This window comes from Nocardia sp. NPDC060259 (genome assembly GCF_042728775.1).
GTDB lineage: Bacteria > Actinomycetota > Actinomycetes > Mycobacteriales > Mycobacteriaceae > Nocardia.
Window position 1 is genome coordinate 14966 of sequence record NZ_JBHXAY010000034.1, and the last position, 19332, is coordinate 34297.

Genomic DNA, 19332 nt, shown 5'->3' on the forward strand with positions numbered 1-19332 from the left:
GTCTGACCGCGTGAGAAGCGCGGTGCGGTTCTGTATGCATCGGCGCCGAGATCCGACCTTCATCGCGGCACCGGTGCAAAGCGGCACTGGAATGACCACAAGTGGGGCAGTAGTTGGGCCCGCGTCCATACCGTGGGTAGGGCCGGACTAAGTCGGAACGTACGTTTGATCATCCATGTTCGGATTTGCCTGGTGTGGCAGGGCGGTGCGTGGCGACCAGTGGCAGTGGATCGGGAGTACTCGCTGCCAGCTCATCCTGTCACCTGGGGCGGCCAGGAGGCCGCTTCCGGAGGCTCGGGCGTGGGGCATGTGCCCCCTAGGCGGGAGTCTCTGCCCCACGTTTGCCCCACGAATCTGGCGTGGGGCAAACGTGGAAGCTTCAAAAATGCGTTCTACCTGCAACTGTCGGGTGGGCGCAGAGGGGATCGAACCCCCGACCGCTGGTGTGTAAAACCAGTGCTCTACCGCTGAGCTATACGCCCGGGCACCGCCGGTGGGAACCGGCGGTGACGGTTTATGAATCTAGCGCGGTGAGCGCTTTCTCCCAAGCCGCCTGGTCACGGGCCTCTCCGGGACCGTTCATCTCGGCGAAAGTGATGTGACCGGACTTGTCGACGACGAAGGTGCCGCGGTTGGGGTAACCGGACTTCTCGTTGAAGACGTCGTAGGCCTGGGTGACGGCGCCGTGTGGCCAGAAGTCGGACAGCAGGGGGAACAGGTAGCCCTGTTCTGCTGCCCAGATCTTGTGGGTGGGCGGTGGACCGACGGAGATCGCGATGATCTCGGCGTCGTCGTTCTGGAACTTGGGCAACTCGTCACGAACCTTGCACAGCTCGCCCTGGCAGATGCCGGTGAAGGCGAGCGGATAGAACACCAGCAGCACGTTCTTCTTGCCGCGGTAGTCCGACAGGGAGACGGGCTGGTTGTTCTGGTCCTTGAGCGTGAAGTCCGGCGCGAGAGTGCCAACCTCTAGCGGCATAGGGCGAATCCTCCGTCGTGTCGGGTCTCAGCCGAGCGTTCTCGTCCGGCTGAGACCTTAGCGAACGGCGGATTCAACGCTGTTTGGACGGTGCCTTCGGCTGGACCAGGCGCGAGCCCGTCCAGCTGCCGAGGCTGATGGTGGATGTCTGGGTCAGGCCGGCCGTGGGTGCGGCTTCGGCGATCTCGCTCGGATCGACATGGCCCGATTGACCGGTCTTGGGGGTGAGGACCCAGATGAAGCCTTCGTCGGCCAGCGGGCCGATGGCATCCATCAGCTCGTCGGCCAAGTCGCCGTCACCTTCTCGCCACCACAACAGGACGGCGTCCACGACCTCGTCGGAGTCTTCGTCGACCATCTCGCCGCCGCTGACCTCCTCGATCTCGGCGCGCAAGTCGTCGTCGGTGTCCTCGTCCCAGCCCAATTCCTGAACGACCAAGCCGTGAGAAATGCCAAGCTTCTGAGCGTAGTTCTGCGCGTCCGCCGCGGCGACCACGGTGGTGTCCTCCCTAAACTGCCGACAATAAGATAGGTGCAAGCGAACATGGTTATCGGCCGCAGCGCAAGCCGATCGGATGAATTGGGACCGTATGCCGCGTGTCGGCGGGGCGAATTCAGCGGCTCGGGCAGGCGTCGTGGACCGCGGTGCGGGCCTGGTTGATCTTGCGGCTGGCGTCGTTGAGCTTGGTCACCTGCGAGCTGTAGGTCATCTTCCTTGTCTCGGCGGACAGTTCGCGGGCGGCGACAACGTAGGCGGTGAACTTCTCCGCGAGATCGGCGGGTAGCGCGCCCGCCGCGGTGGTGACGCCGGTCTCGACCGCGAGCGCGGCGTTGTCGAGCGTGGTGGCGGCGGCCTCGCGCTTGGCGGCGTAGTCGGGGGCGTTGCTGTCGTGCGCGGTGACGAACTCGTTGAAGGCGGTCACGCCTGCGCCGGTGGTGGTGGGGAACTTGGTGCAGTTGTCGCTGGTCGCCCTGGCCTGCGCGGCGGCGGCCTTGGACGACGCGGCGGCCGATGAGGACGCGGCCGCCTCGGTCTGGTACGCGGCGACCTCGGCGGGATCGGTGGTCGGCGTGCCCGGCACCTGCTCGGCGCAGCCGGCCACCACCATGCCCGCGGTCACGGCGACAGCGGCACAGCCCAGCCCGAGCCGGCGCGCGTCCAGCAGCCTCATCGTTGTCCGATCCCTCTCGCTCACGTGGTTCCCACAGCCAAACCTAGTGGATCTGCGAATGCGCCGGCACGTCGCGGTCCAGGGAAATACCGCCCAGTACCTGCCCGGGAGGGATGACCTGCGCCACCTTTTTCGGTAAGGATGGGGGTGCGCCCGAAACGTGTGTGACGGGTGGCCCGCACACCAAGCGGGCAGGCCCGGGGATAGCGACGCCAACAAGCAGTTCAGCCCCCAGTACGAGGAGCAGATTTGACCGACCTGATCCACTCTGTATCAGCGAATTCCGCGAACGATCCCGCCGCGGCGGCACCCGCCGCAGGCGCCGAGTCCGCCACCAGACCGACCGGTGAGCGGGTCCGGGTGATCCGCGAGGGAGTGGCGTCGTATCTTCCGGATATCGACCCCGAGGAGACCAGCGAATGGCTGGAATCCTTCGACGACATGCTCGACCGCGAAGGCCCCGGCCGCGCCCGCTACCTGATGTTGCGGTTGCTCGAGCGTGCGGGCGAACGCCGCGTCTCGATTCCGGCGCTCACCTCCACCGACTACGTGAACACGATTCCCACCGAGAACGAGCCGTGGTTCCCCGGTGACGAGGAAGTCGAGCGCCGCTACCGCGCCTGGATCCGGTGGAACGCCGCGATCATGGTGCACCGCGCGCAGCGCCCCGGCATCGGCGTGGGTGGCCACATCTCGACCTACGCGTCCTCGGCCGCGCTCTACGAGGTGGGCTTCAACCACTTCTTCCGCGGCAAGGACCATCCCGGCGGTGGCGATCACATCTACATCCAGGGCCACGCCTCGCCCGGCATCTACGCCCGCGCCTTCCTCGAAGGCCGCCTCAGCACCGACCGGCTCGACGGGTTCCGGCAGGAATACAGCCACGGCGGACCCGGCCACGGCCTGCCGTCGTACCCGCACCCGCGGTTGATGCCGGACTTCTGGGAGTTCCCGACGGTATCGATGGGCCTCGGCCCGATGAACGCGATCTACCAGGCCAGGTTCAACCACTACCTGCACGATCGCGGCATCAAGGACACCTCCGACCAGCACGTCTGGGCGTTCCTCGGCGACGGCGAGATGGACGAGCCGGAGTCGCGCGGCCTGATCCAGGTGGCCGCCAACGAGGCGCTCGACAACCTGACCTTCGTGATCAACTGCAACCTGCAGCGGCTCGACGGCCCGGTGCGCGGCAACGGCAAAATCATCCAGGAGCTGGAGTCGTTCTTCCGCGGCGCGGGCTGGAATGTCATCAAGGTGGTCTGGGGTCGCGAGTGGGACGCGCTGCTCGGCGCCGACCGTGACGGCGCGCTGGTGAACCTGATGAACACCACCCCCGACGGCGACTTCCAGACCTACAAGGCCAACGACGGCGCGTACGTGCGCGACCACTTCTTCGGTCGCGACCCGCGCACCAAGGCACTGGTCCAGAACATGTCCGACAGCGACATCTGGAACCTCAAGCGCGGCGGCCACGACTACCGCAAGGTCTACGCGGCCTACGCGGCGGCGATGGCGCACAAGGGCCAGCCGACGGTGATCCTGGCCAAGACGATCAAGGGCTACACCCTCGGCAAGCACTTCGAGGGCCGCAACGCCACCCACCAGATGAAGAAGCTGGCGCTGCAGGACCTCAAGGACTTCCGCGATCTGCAGCGCATCCCGATCACCGATGCCGAGCTGGAGAAGGATCCGTACCTGCCGCCGTACTACCACCCCGGCATGGACAACCCGGCCATCCAGTACATGCTGAGCAGGCGTCAGTCGCTCGGCGGTTTCGTGCCGGAACGCCGCTCGCCCGCCAAGCCGCTGACGCTGCCCGGTGACGAGGCCTACCGCTCGGTGCGCAAGGGGTCGGGCAAGCAGAAGGTCGCCACCACGATGGCGCTGGTTCGCCTGGTCAAGGAGCTGTTGCGGGACAAGGAGATCGGCAAGCGGATCGTGCCGATCATCCCCGACGAGGCCCGCACCTTCGGCATGGACTCGTGGTTCCCGACGCTCAAGATCTACAACCGCAACGGCCAGCTCTACACCTCGGTCGACGCGGAACTGATGCTCGCCTACAAGGAGAGCACCGTCGGCCAGATCATGCACGAGGGCATCAACGAGGCCGGTTCCACCGCGACCTTCACGGCGGCGGGCACGTCCTACGCCACCCATGGCGAGCCGATGATCCCGCTCTACATCTTCTATTCGATGTTCGGGTTCCAGCGCACCGGCGACAGCTTCTGGGCCGCCGCCGACCAGCTGGCCCGCGGTTTCGTCCTCGGCGCCACCGCGGGCCGCACCACGCTCACCGGCGAGGGCCTGCAGCACAACGACGGGCAGTCGCTGCTGCTGGCCTCGACGAACCCGGCCGTGGTGACCTACGACCCGGCGTTCTCCTTCGAGATCGCGCACATCATGCGCGACGGCCTGCGCCGGATGTACGGCGGGACCACTCCGGCCGTGAGCCCGCTGCCCGGCACGAATCCGCCCGAGGACGGCGCGTTCGGCGGGGAGAACATCTTCTACTACATCACCCTGTACAACGAGCCCTACCAGCAGCCCGCCGAACCCGACGACCTCGACGTCGAAGGCCTGCTGAAGGGTCTGTACCTGTATCAGCGTGGTGGTGAGGGCAGCATCCGCGCGCAGATCCTGGTCTCCGGCGTGACCGTGCCCGACGGTCTGCGCGCCCAGGAGATCCTGGCGCAGGAGTGGGGTGTGTCGGCCGACGTATGGTCGGTGACCTCGTTCGGTGAGCTGCGCAGGGAGGCCCTCGACAAGGAGATCCAGGCGCTCAAGCACCCCGACACCGATCCGGGCGTTCCCTACGTCACCCAGGCGCTCGCGCAGACGCAGGGACCGGTCGTGGCCGCGACGGACTGGATGCGCGCGGTCTCCGACCAGATCCGGCAGTGGGTGCCTGGCGACTACATCACCCTGGGCACCGACGGGTTCGGCTTCTCCGACACCCGCCCGGCCGCCCGCCGGGTGTTCAACGTCGACGCGCAGTCGATCGTGGTCGCGGTGCTCGAGGGCCTGGTCAAGGACGGCACGCTGGACAAGGCGAAGGCGGTCGAAGCGGCGGCGAAATACCGCATCGACGACGTCTCCGCCGCGCCGAAGCCGAGTGCGGACGCAGGCGAGGAACTCGCGTAGCGGACTATTGGACTGTGGAGCGCAAACCGCCGCGGCCCCGTCGGATCACCGAGGGCACCAGCGAGCACGAGGTCTATCTGCCGACGGGGGCACTGTCCCCGAATCGGCAGACCCGTGATCCGCTGCCCGACACGCTGCTCAAGCGGGTCAAGCAGTTCTCGGGCCGGCTGTCCACCGAGGCGGTGGGGTCGATGCAGGATCGGCTGCCGTTCTTCGCCGATCTGGACGCCGCGCAGCGTGCGGGTGTTCAGATGCTGGTGCAGACGGCGGTCGTGAACTTCCTGGAGTGGTTGCAGGATCCCGACTCCGATATCCGCTTCAGCCTGGACGCGTTCCAGGTCATTCCGCAGGATCTGGCGCGGCGGCTGACGCTGCGCCAGACCGTGGACATGGTGCGGGTGGCCATGGACTTCTTCGAGCAGTGGCTGCCCGCGCTGGCGCGCAACGATCGTCAGCTGGTCGCGCTCACCGAGGCGGTGCTGCGGTACGGGCGTGAGCTCGGTTTCGCGGCCGCCTCGGTGTACGCGAGCGCGGCCGAGTCGCGCGGCGCGTGGGATACCCGCCTGGAGGCCCTGGTGGTCGACGCGGTGGTCCGCGGCGACACTGGCCCCGACATGCTCTCCAGGGCCGCCACGTTGAACTGGGACGCCACTGCGCCCGCCACCGTGCTGGTCGGTACGCCGCCGGCGGACCAGGGCGTGTCGACCGTCGGCGCGGTGCACACCATCGCGAGCAGACACGGCAGGGCCGCGCTCGCGGTGGTGCAGGGTGCGCGGCTGGTGATGGTCGTCAGCGGGCACCTGGGTGACGCCGGGATCGCCTCGCCGTTCCTGGCCGACCTGCTCGCCGACGTGTTCTCCGAGGGCCCGGTGGTGATCGGCCCGACCATGCGCACCCTTGGCGCCGCGCACGCCAGCGCGATCGAGGCATTGGCAGGCATGGAGGCCGTGGTGGGCTGGCGCGCCGCGCCAAGGCCCGTTCACGCGGCGGAGTTGTTACCGGAACGGGCCCTGCTGGGCGATAGAGCTGCAATAGAGGCGTTGAACGAGTATCTTGTGCTCCCGTTGGCTGCTGCCGGATCTTCGTTATCCGACACACTCGACGCGTACCTGGATTGTGGTGGAGCAGTAGAAACGTGCGCGCGTCAGCTGTACGTCCATCCAAATACCGTTCGGTACCGTCTCAAACGAATCGGCGAGATCACCGGACGTGATCCCATGAATCCACGAGACGCTTATGTGCTCCGGATCGCGGCCACAGTGGGCCGTTTGACACGAACGCATAACGAATCGTCACCCTCCGTCACAGAAACCCCGCCCACCCCAGTGGGCTACGAGCCCCTGTAACGAGATCGGGCAATCGGTCGATCGGGACACCCCACCTCGGATTTTGTGGGACCCCTACAAAACCCGTCCGAAAGCTTCATTCGCGCCGACATCTCGTGCGGCGGGGGTCACAGTGTTTTCTTAGGGAGTGATCGCGTTGTTCACCCCTGGACAGGGGTCCCAGACACCCGGCATGCTCGCGCCCTGGCTCGCACTTCCCGGTGCGACTGATCGCCTCGAGCTGTGGTCGAAGGCCGCCGGCCTCGACCTGGTCCGTCTCGGTACCACCGCGACGGCCGAGGAGATCGTCGACACCGCGGTGACCCAGCCGCTCGTCGTGGCCGCCGCCCTGCTCGCGTTCGCCGAAATCGCCCCCGAGACGATTCCGGCGGATACCATCGTCGCCGGACACTCGGTCGGCGAATTCGCCGCAGCCGCTGTCGCCGGCGTCATCACCGCCGACGAGGCGGTCAGCCTGGCCGCCATCCGCGGCCGGGAGATGGCCAAGGCGTGTGCGCAGGAGCCGACCGGCATGTCCGCGGTGCTCGGTGGCGACGAAGCTGTTGTGCTCGCACGGCTCGCCGAACTCGATCTCGTTCCGGCCAACCGCAACGCGGTCGGCCAGATCGTGGCAGCGGGTCGCCTGGAAGCTCTGGCGGAGCTCGCCGCGAACCCGCCGGAGAAGGCACGGGTCCGCGCGTTGCCCGTCGCCGGTGCGTTCCACACCGCTTTCATGGCCCCGGCCCAGGCTGCTGTCGCCGATGCCATCGCTCAGATCTCGCCGAGCGACCCGATCCGAACCTTGCTGTCGAACTTCGACGGCAAGCCGGTCACCTCGGGCGCCGACGCGATCGACAAGCTCGCCGCTCAGGTCACCCGCCCCGTGCGCTGGGACCTGTGCACCGAGACCGTCCGCGAGGCAGCTGTCTCGGCCGTGGCCGAACTGCCGCCGGCGGGCACCCTCGTCGGAATTGCCAAGCGGGAACTGAAGGGCACGCCCAACCTGGCCCTGAAGACCCCGGATGACCTCCCCGCGTTGGTCGAACTGACCATCTCCGGCTAGCTTTCCCCACGCGGTCGCGCACGACGAGGTGCCGGCCGTTCAAGACCCCTACCAAATGAGAACAAGAAGGGAGCCACCAAAGTGGCCGCTCTGACCCAGGAACAGATCGTCGAAGAACTCGGCAAGATCATCGAAGAGGTTACGGGTATCGAACCCTCCGAGGTGACCATCGAGAAGTCCTTCGTCGACGACCTGGACATCGATTCGCTGTCCATGGTCGAGATCGCTGTGCAGACCGAGGACAAGTACGGCGTCAAGATCCCCGACGAGGACCTTGCCAGCCTGAAGACCGTGGGTGACGCTGTCTCCTACATCCAGAAGCTCGAGGCGGAGAACTCCGACGCCGCCGCGGAGCTCAAGGCCAAGTTCGACGCCGAGTAGGGCTGAACCAGTGACCACTCCTTCCACCCTGAACGGGAATTTCCCCAACGTCGTCGTCACCAGCATGGCGGCGACCACGTCGATCGCGGGTGACGTCGATGCGACGTGGAAGGGACTCCTCAACGGCGAGAGCGGAATCGACGTTCTCGACGATCCCTTCATCGAGGAATACGACCTGCCGGTGCGGATCGGCGGTCACCTGAAAGTCAGCCCCGACACGCTCCTGAGCCGGGTCGAGATCCGCCGTATGGCGTATGTCGAGCGCCTGGCGACCGTCCTCGGTCGCGAGGTGTGGAAGAACGCGGGCAGCCCGGAGGTCGACCACGACCGTCTGGGTGTCGCGATCGGCACCGGTCTCGGTGGCGGCGACGCGCTGATCGACTCGGTCGACAAGCTGAAGAACGGTGGCTATCGCAAGATCTCGCCGCTTGCTGTTCAGATGGTCATGCCGAACGGTCCGTCCGCCGTCGTCGGTCTCGAGCTGAAGGCCAGGGCGGGAGTGGTCACTCCGGTCTCGGCGTGCTCGTCGGGTTCGGAAGCCATCGCCAACGCGTGGCGGATGATCGTGATGGGTGACGCCGACATGGTCGTCACCGGCGGTGTCGAGGGCTTCATCTCCGATGTCCCGATCGCGGCCTTCTCCATGATGCGTGCCACGAGCACCCGCAACGACGATCCGAAGGGCGCCTCACGGCCGTTCGACAAGGATCGTGACGGCTTCGTCTTCGGCGAGGCCGGGGCGCTCATGACCATCGAGACCGAGGAGCACGCCAAGGCGCGCGGTGCCACCATCCACGCGCGTCTGCTGGGTGCGGGCATCACCTCCGACGGCTACCACCTGGTCGCTCCCGATCCCGCGGGCACCGGTGCGGCCAGGGCGATGACCCGTGCGATCCAGACCGCCGGTCTGACCAAGCAGGACATCACCCACATCAACGCCCACGCGACCGCGACCCCCATCGGCGATGCCGCCGAGGCCAACGCGATCAACTTGGCCGTGGGCAACCACGCTTCGGTATACGCACCGAAGTCGGCACTGGGCCACTCGATCGGCGCCGTCGGTGCCCTCGAGTCCGTGCTCACCGTGCTCGCCATCAGGGACGGCGTCGTTCCGCCGACGCTGAACCTGGACAACCAGGATCCGGCGATCGATCTCGATGTGGTGCACGGGCAGGCCCGGCACCAGGAAATCGAGTACGCGATCAACAACTCCTTCGGTTTCGGTGGGCACAACGTCGCGCTCGCCTTCGGTCGGGCATAGCCGCCGACTGCATTCACGATCGCCGGTGGGGTCGCGCCAACTGAATGGTTCGACCCCACCGGCGGTTCGCCCTACGCAGCCGCCGTAGCGGCAACTCTCTTCGAAGGCAGGAGACGACGACGCGATGACCATCATTGCTCCCGCGTTTAACGACACGACGACCGATCCGCGTGACCCGCTCGGCCGGCTTCAGCGATTCTTCGACCCCGGAACCGTGCTTCCGCTGCACCCGCGGGACAAGTCCGGCGTCCTGGCCGCGATCGGCGAGGTCGACGGTGTCCGCACCGTGGCCTACTGCTCGGACGCCACCGTCATGGGCGGCGCGATGGGGGTCGAGGGCTGCAAGCACATCGTCGACGCGATCGACACCGCCATCGACTCCGGTATCCCGGTCGTCGGCCTGTGGCACTCCGGCGGCGCTCGCCTCGCCGAGGGTGTCGAGGCGCTGCACGCGGTGGGCCTGGTCTTCGAGGCGATGGTCCGCGCGTCCGGTCTGGTCCCGCAGATCTCCGTGGTGCTCGGCTTCGCCGCCGGTGGCGCCGCCTACGGTCCCGCGCTGACCGACATCGTCATCATGGCCCCCGAGGGCCGTGTCTTCGTCACCGGTCCGGACGTCGTGCGTTCGGTGACCGGCGAGAACGTCGACATGGAGACCCTGGGCGGGCCCACCACACACTTCAAGAAGTCCGGCGTGTGCCACATCGCCGCCGACGACGAAGCCGATGCCATGCACCGCGCCCGTCGGCTGGTCTCGATTTTCGCCGAGCAGGGCGAGTTCGACCAGGCTGCGGCCGAGCACGGTGATATCGACCTGAAGGCGATGCTGCCCGCCTCGCCCAAGCGCGCCTACGACGTCAAGCCGATCATCCACGAGCTGCTCGACAACGTCGACGGCGAATCCTCCTTCGAGGAACTGCAGGGTGGTTACGCCCGCAGTATGGTCGTCGGTCTCGGTCGCCTCGGTGGCCGTACCGTCGGCGTGCTCGCCAACAACCCGCTGCGCCTCGGCGGCTGCCTGAACTCCGAAAGCGCCGAGAAGGCTTCGCGTTTCGTGCGCCTGTGCGACGCGTTCGGTATCCCGCTGATCGTGGTCACCGACGTCCCCGGCTACCTGCCCGGCGTCGGCCAGGAACTCGAGGGCGTCGTCCGCCGCGGCGCGAAGCTGCTGCACGCGTTCGCCGAAGCCCGCGTCCCGCGCGTCACCCTGGTGACCCGCAAGATCTACGGCGGCGCCTACATCGCGATGAACGCCCGCTCCCTCGGCGCCACCGCCGTCTACGCCTGGCCCGGCTCCGAAGTCGCCGTCATGGGTGCCAAGGCCGCCGTCGGAATCCTGCACAAGAAGGCACTCGCGGCAGCCCCCGAAGCCGAACGCGAAGCCCTCCACGAGCGCCTGACCGCCGAACACGAGCAGATCGCAGGCGGCGTCGAACGCGCCGTCGCCATCGGCGTCGTCGACGAGGTCATCGACCCCGCCAAGACCCGCAGCATCATCGCCGCGGCCCTGGCCTCGGCGCCTGCGCGCAAGAGCCACCACAAGAACATCCCGCTCTGATCCCAGCGCGCCAGCTGTACCTCGGCCGTCGCCCTCTTCCCGAATGGGAAGTGGCGGCGGCCGTTTCGCGCGCCTCAGTTGTATTCATCGATATCGAGCTCCGCTCCGGTCGCCACCAGGAACTCGAGCACGGCTGTCGTGAGATGCCAACCCAGTGGACGCGGCCACTTGTGGACATCGGCCGACATCGTGCCGCCGGGCGCACCATGGACGCCATCGGGATCGTCGTAGTGGCGCACGACCTGCATGCTCGCGTCGACGTCGGGGCGGTTGATCAGTGAGATCAGCCGGGGCAGTACCGGTGTCAGCCGACCGATCAGGTGCTCGATCTGTTCGTCGATGCTCTCGGTGCTGTGCCGGGCGATCTGCCAGCTGTGGGATCGAGGAAGGCGATGCTCCGCGGACTTACTTCCCTGCACTCGTGCTCGGTCCGGCTCCATGGTCAGGTGGGCGGTCATCTCGACCGCCGACTTCGTCTCGCTGTACAGCGCGAAGTAGGAATACTGTCGGATCTTGATCACCGCGAGATCCCACCACGCGCTCGGCCATTTGCCGAACGATTATCCGTGAGTAGGAATCCGGCAGGCTGGAAACTCACGTGCGGCCTGGCGCATCGGCCCGTAGCCTGACCTCCACACGGAGGGACGGGGATCGGTGGTTCGGAGAAGTCCGCAGGAGAAGAAGGCGCTCAGTTACGCGAAGGATCGTCGTAACTGCTACGGCGAGAACGACAAGAGCTCACGCAAGAACATCCCGCGCAGCAAGCGCATTCTGAATCGAGTCGACCGCCGGCGCGAGGGCATCTTCGCCGGTGCTACCGGACCGGTGGATCTGGCTGCCGCCGAGCAGTGCGAGGTGGACCTGTTGTCGACCCGATCGAAGTGGCAGACCTCGGGCTGGTGGAAGATGCCGGACGCACCGCTGCGCGATGTCGTGGCCGTCAAGCTGCGACGAAGGTTGCGGGCGAATTCGATCGAGAGCAGTCCATCCACCCAGTGAGGGTGCACTGGAGTTCTCGGGCGGGGTCGGTTACGGTGTGGCCGTGAATAATTCTCGTGGAAAGGGCGCCGTGCGCCCCTGCCGGTGAAGCCCGGCGCGTGGCTGGTTCCCGATGACGACCAGACCACGTATCTCGCTCATGCACTCGAACTCGCCGCTGTGCACGGTCCAGGACCGTTGCCGCGGGAGGGGCATCCGTATCCGGATGAGGTACCCGGTGAGCGGAAGTTTCTGAATTCGACTGTGCTGGATGGTATCCAGACACATCACTTCGCGAACGAGACCGCGTCGGCGGCCGAGATCGTGGCGGCGGTGCGGGCACTCGTCGAGGAACCCGATGATGCCGCGATAGCGGCGCTGCACGACCTGCTCGCCGAACAACGAGCGCTCGCCGTGGCCGACGATCTATGTCGGGAATTGCGCGCTGCCACAATGCCTGCCGAGCGGGTTCGGTCGGTGGCCAGGCAGTTGACCGATCTGGGGACGCGCCGTGGTGCGGTGGCGCTCGGCATGGTGATGCTCGGCGTGGTCGGTGACAGCCGGGGCCGGGAGGTCCTGCTCGTGCTGGGTTCGCTGGGCGATTTGACTTTGTATGCGGTTGTGGCGCTGGCCAATTCGCAGCCGGATCGGGATCGCGCCGTGTTCGAGATGGCCCGTCGGGTCGACGGCTGGGGACGTATCCACGCCGTGGAACGGTTGGCCGGAACAGATGATCCGGAGATCAAAGCGTGGTTGCTGCGGTACGGTTTCCGCAATGGGGTGATGAACGAATACCTCGCTCATCTTGCCGCGACCACGGGTGATCTCCGGGGCGCGCTCGCCGAATCCGTGGTCGACGACGAACTTCTCGACGGTGCGGCCGAGATTCTCGAGGCGCTGTCGGCCATCGGTGGCCCCGCCGCGGACATCCGGCAGTACCTAGATGCCCTGCCGGTCCTGGCCCGGTACGCCGACCTGCTGGCCGTGGCGGTGCCGACACTGAGCCGTATCTCGGGTGTCCAGTCGGTTGTCTACCTGCTGAGGAAACAGTCTTCGGAACTGGACTGGCCGCCGGCCGAAGTCACTCGGACGGCCGAGGCTTACGCGACATTGCTCGCCAGTCCTGACTGGGCCGAGTACGTGACGGCGAGGCTTGCCGACCCGCACGGCCCCTTCGGGTTCAACAGGGCGCTACGAGTAGCCGAAGCTGTCGGTGTCGATGCGTATTCGCACGCCGTGGCACACCTCGGCGAAGATCCGCGGAACGGGTACGTGTGGGCGTGGGTGGTGCGACGAACGCCGGACGCCGACGTCGCCCGCATCGCCGAACTCGCGCGAACGCTACTTCCACTCGACGAGATCGCTTGCGGCCCTGGGGTTGAGGCTATCCGGTGGGGCGAAGAAGGCATCAGCGACCACAATCTCGAATCCGTGCTGTCGATGCTGGGCCGCGCCACGCCGGGAACCGGGGAGCCTTTGGTGCAGGCCGCGCTGCGCGGCTACCCCGTGCGGCTGCGTCGTGCGGCAATCGGTGTCCTGACTTCCTGGTACGGAGAGACTCTGCCAGGAGAAGTCGCTGACCGGGTGGTGGCGGCAGCCGCGGTCGAACCCGATGATGATCTCCGTACCCGACTAGTCGCGCTCGCGCAGGATTCAAGCTGATTCATCACGATGGATTCGGCGCGGTGCAGGCTGGAGTCTGACGCACAGCTGAGCGCCGAGTTCGCGGAAACCCAGTGCCCGGGCGACGGCTCGGGACTGGGGGACTCGTGCTCGCCACTGGGGGAGGAGTCCAGCTGCCGACGCGTGTGCCACCGCGGCCGATGCGGTTGCTCGGGCGAGTCCCTGTCCGCGGCGGGTGACGCCGATGCCGTGAGCGGACCGTCGAGCCGGTAGCGGAACGTGGCGACGTCCCCAGTGTTGTCATTCGGTCAGTCCGAGCAGTGCGGCGGTGAGCCCGTAGTCGGGGCCGAAATCCTGCATGTTCCCGGAGCGGCAGCCGTCGGACTTCAGCTGGATCCGCTCGCAGAACACGCTGACGAGCTCGCCGGAGAGGGCGGTGCCGAGCTGGGCGTGTATTCGCACGAACCGTTGATCGTGGTTCATCGCGCCGTCGATGTTCTGCATCAGCAGCGGGACGATGTCGACGATCTCCACCATCGCGCCGGAGTTGGCGCGCAACTGGTTGGTGACGTTGGTCAGCCCCGTGAGCGAGGTCGACAGCTCGTCGGCGTGCTCACCGAACGTCGTGGAGCTGTTGGAGAGGAACGCGTTGAGCTGGTCCAGGGTGGCCTGCAGGCCGGGAGCCTGCTCGGCCAGCAGACCCGACATGGCGGTCATCCGGTCGCTGAAATCGCGGACCGACTGATCGTTGTCGGCCAGCATCGTCGTCAGCTCGTTGAGCTTGATGATGATGGTGGAGATGGCGTCCTTGTTGTCGACACCGACCTTCAACGCCGAGGACAGCGCGTCGAGGGTCTCGCGGATCTTCTGGCCGTTGCCGTTGAGTACCGGGTGGAGCACACGGCCCGAGAGCGGGCCGAGTCCTTCCTGACCGGGTTCGGGCTCGAGCGCGGCGGAGAACTGGTCGATGGTCTTGATCATCGTGTCCAGCTCGACCGGCGTTCTGGTGCGCGCTTTGGGCAGGTGCGCACCGGATTTCATGAATTCGCCGCCGGTGAAGGGCGGAGTGATCTCGATGTGGCGGTCGGTGACGATCGAGGGCGAGATGATCGCGGCGATCGCCTCTTCGGGGATCTTCACGTCGCCGTCGATGGTCATGTGGACCTCGACGTAGGTGCCCTTGGGCACGATCTTGTCGACCTTGCCCACCGCCAGGCCCAGGACCATGACGTCGTTGCCCTCGTACATGCCCGCGATGTTCTCGAAGTCCGCGGTGATCTCGGTCGGACGGTTCCAGGCGTCGCCGGACTCACCCGGCAGCAGCGAACAGCCGCCCAGGGCCAGCATCATGGCGCAGGCCATCATCGTCCGCGCGGCTGTTCGGTGTCGTGTCGGCGGTGTCGGTCCGAACTCGGTGGTCTGTCGATGTATTCGCACCACGGCTCCTGTCGTTCCGGTCACCGCGCACAGTCGTTGTGGGCGAGAGGCGACCGGTGCTCGGCGGTAGAGGTCGAAATCCGGCCCAGCACGGTGGCGGGCCCCGGATCGGGGTTATCGAAGTGTGTCGGTGCAGTCCGTGAGGACGAGCCGGGTGGGCCGCCCGTGGCCGGGGACGAGCGTGTGCGCCGGCTGTCGAGTGAGCGCGCGGGCGCTGACGAGCGTGCGTGCGGCGTCGTGGTTGAACACGGGCGGCAGCAGTTGTGGTCCGGTCCGTCGTGACAGCGGGTGACCGGTCACCAGCGCGTCACCGGAGAACAAAATACCTTCGGAAGGTAGGAGATAGGCGGTGTGCCCGTCGGTGTGGCCGGGCGTCGGCAGGGCGACGAGCCCGCCGGGCAACGTCGACAGGATCGAAGCCCGCGCCGGTGTTGCGGTCGGAACACTGGTGCCGATCCGGCCGTGGACGGCGCGCAGGGTCTGCGACACCCACCGCGCTCCGCCGGGCGCGAACAGCGTCCGCACCATCTGCCCCGGCGTGATCTGTTGCAGGTATTCACGTTTGGCGTGCCGGACTTCCTCGGCGCCGGTGTAGACAGGAACGCCGAGGAGTTCGACCAGGCGTGGGACGGCACCGATGTGGTCCAGATGCGCATGGGTGAGCAGAACGGCGGTGACGTCGGCGAGATCGTGGCCGATGTCGCGAACCGAGTCGAGAACGAGCGGGGTGTCGGCGGGGTATCCGGCGTCGATGATGGTGACACCGGCGCCGTTGCTGATCAACGCCCAGTTGACATTCGTTCCGGCGACGACATACACCGAGTCGGAAACCTGATCGATAGTCACTCGTGCGCCCTCACCCCTGGATCAGGTGCTCGATGACACCGATCCCGTCGATCTCCAGCCGCAGGACGTCGCCGGGCGCGAGCCATCGGCCCAGTTCCATCCCGCTGCCGCCGGGCAGCGTTCCGGTCGACATCAGTTCACCTGGGAACAGTTGCTCGCCACGGGACGCATGCGCGATCGCCGCGCCGAGACTGTGGCGCATTCCCTCGGTGCCGGTCCGAGCTACAGTGCGCCCGTTGATCCGCACGGATGCGGTGAGCGAGTCGAGCCGGTCGGCCACCGCCGATCCGGCGACCGCCGTCGTCGACATCGAGGTGGCGAAGTGCTTGGACTTCTGTGGCCCGAATCCCGAACGCATCTCGGCCAACTGGACATCTCGCGCGGAGAAGTCGTTGATGACGACGACAGCGCCGATCGCGGCGAGTGCTTCCTCGGCGGTCGCATCGCGCAGCGGCGCACCCAGAACGACGCCCAGTTCCAGTTCGAAGTCGAGCGCCGTGCTGTAGCCGGGGCCGCTGACCGGGATTCCGGACGGGATCATCGTCGACGCGTTGGACATGTAGTAGATGGGCTGTTCGTTCCAGAGCCGAGGCGGCCGGTAGGGCGGGAATGTGCGCCGGGTCAGGGTCTCGAACAGCAGCCCGAGGCGGTAGCCGGCAGGCACGAACCGCCGCGCCATGCCGCGCGCGGCGTCGACAGCGTGCTTCTCGTAGAGCATGAAATCGCGGAACGACACCGGACAGACGGGCAGGACACAGGCACCGTCGGGCACGCCCAACAGCTCGTACCGGGAGATCTCGTACTCCTCGGTGAAGGCCGCCGGGACGACGAACGAAGGCGCAGAGCCATCGATCGTCGTCCACCCGGCGCCGGTGTCGGCCTGCAGCGTGATCCGACGGGTCGCGCGGTCGAGAACCCGGTGGATCCGGGGGAGCGGCTGACGCACCGGATCAGCACCCCACGCTCTGACGGATGACCAAGTGCTCGCGAAGGAATCGCACCGACAATGCGCTCCACTGTTCGCCGTGGCCCATCGCGCAGTGATCGTCGTCGGCGTAGAGCACCAGCTGTGCCTCGGGCGCACCGATGGCGATGTCGATGGAGTCCTGGGTGCTCAGCAGGGTGTCGTTGGCGCCGTTGATGACCAAGAGCGGAATGTCGATGTGCCGGTACAGGTGGGCCAGCGACAGGCGACGCAATTTGCCCGCCATCTCGTGGATGCTCGCCGATCCTGTCGCGTTGCGCAGAGTCGACACCATGATCTCCGGAAGACCCAGCGCCGCAGCCGAGGTGAAACTGCGATGCGCGGGCGCGCCGTTGGCGACCGCGACCGAGATCTGCGGATCGACCGCGGCCATCCGGGTCGCCCAATAGGCCCCGAAACTGACTCCCAGCATCCCGATGCGAGCACTGTCCACCCGCGGATCCGCGGCGAGGTGCTCGACGACCGCCGAGTACACCCGCTCCGCGTCGGGAGCCAACGGCTGCCGGTAGGAATAGGTGCCGGGCATCTCCATGACGAACAGGGCCATCCCGGCTCGACGATGGGTCAGCATCGGCAGCATCAGCTCCGCGAGTGTTCCTTCGACACCATTGCTGCACAACACGATCGGCATCTCGGCGGCAGCCGGATCGAGCGGGAACATCAGGTATCCGCGGACCACGTCCCCACCCGGAACCGGAATGCGCACCGGCTCGATGGACACATCCATCGCCGGAGCCAGACAGGTGAGGACGAGTTCGGCCAGCCGATGCGACCGCTCGTAGGCTGTCAACCGGCGCGGTGTCCAACCCGGCCACGCGGCGACGAATTCGTAGACCATCGCCTTGATCAGGCCGTCCAGCGCGAGGGCGGGTTGCGCTGAATCGGGGTGCTCGGCGCAGAACTTCGCCACCGCATCCGGGTCTGCCACCGGGCCACGGTCCGCGAGCAGGGATACCGCCGGTGACAATCGCGCACCCAGCTCGTCCCGTATCCCGCTGTCGGTGGTCGCGAGCAGTTCGTCGGTGCCAGGAACGCCGAGCTGTGCGAGCGCTTCGTTCGCGTCGGCCACATGCTGCTCGGCGATGGCCTGCCAGTAGGAGGTCCACCGCGCGTCGTCGAAGGACCGGCATCCGGCCAGCTGGGCGCGGAACTCCGCGTCGGCGATCCCGCCCAGATGGGTGAACCGATCGGCGAACAACGCGGGCAGGAACGGAGCAGGGCCGACCCGTCGGGTCGCGTATTCGGTAGTTCTGGTCAGTGCGCACGCGCTGACCAGCACCTTCTTCGCCCATGCTGACAACGATGTCATCGGTGAACCCTTCCGTCCGACGGCTACCTCAGAAAAGCAGAACTTTCTGCTTCAGCGAGCCTAAGCCGCTTCGGTGATCAAAAGCAAGGGATTCTGCTTTAAGCTCGAGGTGTGACCACGACAGATGAAGACGCGCCGCAGCGGCGACCGGGGGGCCGGTCGGCGCGCGTGCGCGAGGCGGTCCACCGGGCGGTGCTGGACGCGATCATCGAGGACGGCGTCGATCGGGTCGGGATTCCCGACATCAGCCGCCGGGCCGGGGTCCGTGACAGCTCCATCTACCGACGGTGGGGTAGTCGTGAGAACCTGCTCCTCGACGTGCTGCTCGAATACAGCAGGCGAGCCCTTCCCCTGCCCGACACCGGTACGTTCCGGGGTGACCTCGTCGCGTTCGCCACCGAACTCGCGGCCTATCTCGAGACGCCGCTGGGCGGCGGTCTCTCCCGAGCGCTCGCCTACGTCACCGACACCGAGGAGATGGCCGAAGCGCGCAATGCGTTCTGGGACAGTCGATTTCTCGCGGTGCGGCCCCTGTTCGAGCGTGCTGCCGAACGCGGTGAGATTCCCCCGGACACCGACGCGCGGTTCGCTCTCGAACTGCTCATCGGGCCCCTGCATCTCCGCACTACGCTCACGCGCCAGCCTGCCGGTGCCGACTTCGTCGACCAGCTGGCCTCCCACGTGGTGCGGGCGCTACAGCCCGGCGCTGTCACCACCGAGCGGGAACCGGCATGACCACCTTCGGCCGGTGCCGACACCTGCCGCCCCGGGCGGTGATAACGCGCATAATGGCAGGGTGCGCTATGAGGAACTCGCTGACGTCCCGTGTTCGATCACGCGGCCGCTGGTGATCTTCGGGGACCGGTGGACGTTGCTGGTGCTCAAGTACTGCTTTGCCGGGGTGCGGCGGTTCAACGCGTTTCAGAGTGCGTTGGGGATTTCGCGGAGCCGGTTGCAGGATCGGCTGGATCGGTTGATCGAGCACGAGATCCTGGTGAAGCGGCCAGCCGAGGACGGCGCTTACGAGGAGTACCGGCTGACCGAGAAAGGTCACGCCATCTACCCGATCCTGATGGCGATCCGGGACTGGGGTGATGCGTACATGGCGCCGGACGGCCCACCGGTGGAGTACCGGCACAAGGGTTGCACCGGCGAAGCCCATGTGCACCTGACCTGCGACGAGTGCGAAGCCGAGATCGCCGCCCGTGACGTCGTGCCGGAACCGGGACCCGGCCTCCTCTCGACCTCGCGTTCCGCCTGAGACAAGCACCTAG

19 protein-coding genes and 1 tRNA gene are annotated in these 19332 nt (G+C 66.9%); 10 read left to right on the forward strand and 10 right to left on the reverse strand.

The window, feature by feature from the left end:
* Positions 1-410 precede the first annotated feature (410 nt).
* The 4 genes from ACFWF2_RS15250 to ACFWF2_RS15265 all read right to left on the reverse strand — a co-directional run bounded on the left by ACFWF2_RS15250 (position 411) and on the right by ACFWF2_RS15265 (position 2151).
* Positions 411-482: transfer RNA gene (locus ACFWF2_RS15250), tRNA-Val, on the reverse strand.
* Between the two features lie 32 nt (positions 483-514).
* Entirely contained in the window at positions 515-979 is a 465-nt protein-coding gene (locus tag ACFWF2_RS15255; RefSeq protein WP_379308054.1) for a peroxiredoxin, read from the reverse strand.
* Between the two features lie 73 nt (positions 980-1052).
* Entirely contained in the window at positions 1053-1475 is a 423-nt protein-coding gene (locus ACFWF2_RS15260) for a DUF3052 domain-containing protein (protein WP_189033190.1), read from the reverse strand.
* 118 nt (positions 1476-1593) lie between these two features.
* Entirely contained in the window at positions 1594-2151 is a 558-nt protein-coding gene (locus ACFWF2_RS15265) for a hypothetical protein (RefSeq protein WP_379308055.1), read from the reverse strand.
* Positions 2152-2511: 360 nt separating this feature from the next.
* Here ACFWF2_RS15265 and aceE point away from each other — a divergent pair, with 360 nt between their 5' ends.
* The 6 genes from aceE to ACFWF2_RS15295 all read left to right on the forward strand — a co-directional run bounded on the left by aceE (position 2512) and on the right by ACFWF2_RS15295 (position 10880).
* Positions 2512-5295, forward strand: a complete 2784-nt coding sequence (gene aceE / locus ACFWF2_RS15270) for a pyruvate dehydrogenase (acetyl-transferring), homodimeric type (RefSeq protein ID WP_379308091.1) — start codon at positions 2512-2514, stop codon at positions 5293-5295.
* A 44-nt stretch (positions 5296-5339) separates the two neighbouring features.
* The gene (locus tag ACFWF2_RS15275) at positions 5340-6641 is read left to right on the forward strand and encodes a PucR family transcriptional regulator (RefSeq protein WP_379308092.1); all 1302 of its coding nucleotides are present in this window, start codon (positions 5340-5342) and stop codon (positions 6639-6641) included.
* Between the two features lie 127 nt (positions 6642-6768).
* Positions 6769-7683: an ACP S-malonyltransferase gene (locus tag ACFWF2_RS15280; RefSeq protein WP_379308056.1), complete on the forward strand. Its 915-nt coding sequence runs from the start codon at positions 6769-6771 to the stop codon at positions 7681-7683.
* 81 nt (positions 7684-7764) lie between these two features.
* Positions 7765-8064 carry a meromycolate extension acyl carrier protein AcpM gene (gene acpM, locus ACFWF2_RS15285; RefSeq protein ID WP_019046010.1) on the forward strand — a complete coding sequence of 100 codons (300 nt, stop codon included), beginning with the start codon at positions 7765-7767 and terminating at the stop codon, positions 8062-8064.
* A gap of 10 nt (positions 8065-8074) precedes the next feature.
* A complete protein-coding gene (locus ACFWF2_RS15290) occupies positions 8075-9325 on the forward strand; it encodes a KasA/KasB family beta-ketoacyl-ACP synthase (protein WP_379308057.1) in 1251 nt (416 codons plus the stop codon).
* A gap of 124 nt (positions 9326-9449) precedes the next feature.
* The gene (locus ACFWF2_RS15295; RefSeq protein WP_379308058.1) at positions 9450-10880 is read left to right on the forward strand and encodes an acyl-CoA carboxylase subunit beta; all 1431 of its coding nucleotides are present in this window, start codon (positions 9450-9452) and stop codon (positions 10878-10880) included.
* 74 nt (positions 10881-10954) lie between these two features.
* On the opposite strand, the gene ACFWF2_RS15300 is transcribed toward ACFWF2_RS15295, so the two are convergent.
* Entirely contained in the window at positions 10955-11401 is a 447-nt protein-coding gene (locus tag ACFWF2_RS15300) for a DUF4279 domain-containing protein (protein ID WP_379308059.1), read from the reverse strand.
* Between the two features lie 133 nt (positions 11402-11534).
* Between ACFWF2_RS15300 and ACFWF2_RS15305 the strand changes: the two genes are divergently transcribed.
* Together ACFWF2_RS15305 and ACFWF2_RS15310 are read left to right on the forward strand one after the other, a co-directional pair.
* Positions 11535-11879, forward strand: a complete 345-nt coding sequence (locus ACFWF2_RS15305) for a hypothetical protein (RefSeq protein ID WP_379308060.1) — start codon at positions 11535-11537, stop codon at positions 11877-11879.
* Positions 11880-12191: 312 nt separating this feature from the next.
* Positions 12192-13520 (forward strand): hypothetical protein, encoded by a 1329-nt coding sequence (locus ACFWF2_RS15310; protein WP_379308061.1) that lies wholly within the window; start codon positions 12192-12194, stop codon positions 13518-13520.
* Here the strand turns inward: ACFWF2_RS15310 and ACFWF2_RS15315 are convergent.
* From ACFWF2_RS15315 to ACFWF2_RS15335, 5 genes are all read right to left on the reverse strand, one after another.
* On the reverse strand, positions 13512-13727 hold the full coding sequence (locus ACFWF2_RS15315; protein WP_379308093.1) for a GNAT family N-acetyltransferase: 216 nt from the start codon (positions 13725-13727) through the stop codon (positions 13512-13514). The two genes, ACFWF2_RS15310 and ACFWF2_RS15315, sit on opposite strands and share 9 nt — an antisense overlap.
* Positions 13728-13781: 54 nt before the next feature.
* Complete coding sequence (locus ACFWF2_RS15320; RefSeq protein WP_379308094.1) at positions 13782-14846, reverse strand: MlaD family protein; 1065 nt, start codon at positions 14844-14846, stop codon at positions 13782-13784.
* 186 nt (positions 14847-15032) lie between these two features.
* Positions 15033-15764: an MBL fold metallo-hydrolase gene (locus ACFWF2_RS15325; protein WP_379308062.1), complete on the reverse strand. Its 732-nt coding sequence runs from the start codon at positions 15762-15764 to the stop codon at positions 15033-15035.
* A gap of 10 nt (positions 15765-15774) precedes the next feature.
* Positions 15775-16710: a fumarylacetoacetate hydrolase family protein gene (locus tag ACFWF2_RS15330; RefSeq protein WP_379308063.1), complete on the reverse strand. Its 936-nt coding sequence runs from the start codon at positions 16708-16710 to the stop codon at positions 15775-15777.
* 4 nt (positions 16711-16714) lie between these two features.
* Positions 16715-18058 (reverse strand): alpha/beta hydrolase family protein, encoded by a 1344-nt coding sequence (locus tag ACFWF2_RS15335; RefSeq protein ID WP_379308064.1) that lies wholly within the window; start codon positions 18056-18058, stop codon positions 16715-16717.
* 111 nt (positions 18059-18169) lie between these two features.
* Here ACFWF2_RS15335 and ACFWF2_RS15340 point away from each other — a divergent pair, with 111 nt between their 5' ends.
* Together ACFWF2_RS15340 and ACFWF2_RS15345 are read left to right on the forward strand one after the other, a co-directional pair.
* Positions 18170-18793, forward strand: a complete 624-nt coding sequence (locus tag ACFWF2_RS15340) for a TetR/AcrR family transcriptional regulator (RefSeq protein ID WP_379308065.1) — start codon at positions 18170-18172, stop codon at positions 18791-18793.
* A gap of 13 nt (positions 18794-18806) precedes the next feature.
* Positions 18807-19319 carry a winged helix-turn-helix transcriptional regulator gene (locus ACFWF2_RS15345; protein WP_379308066.1) on the forward strand — a complete coding sequence of 171 codons (513 nt, stop codon included), beginning with the start codon at positions 18807-18809 and terminating at the stop codon, positions 19317-19319.
* Positions 19320-19332 lie beyond the last annotated feature (13 nt).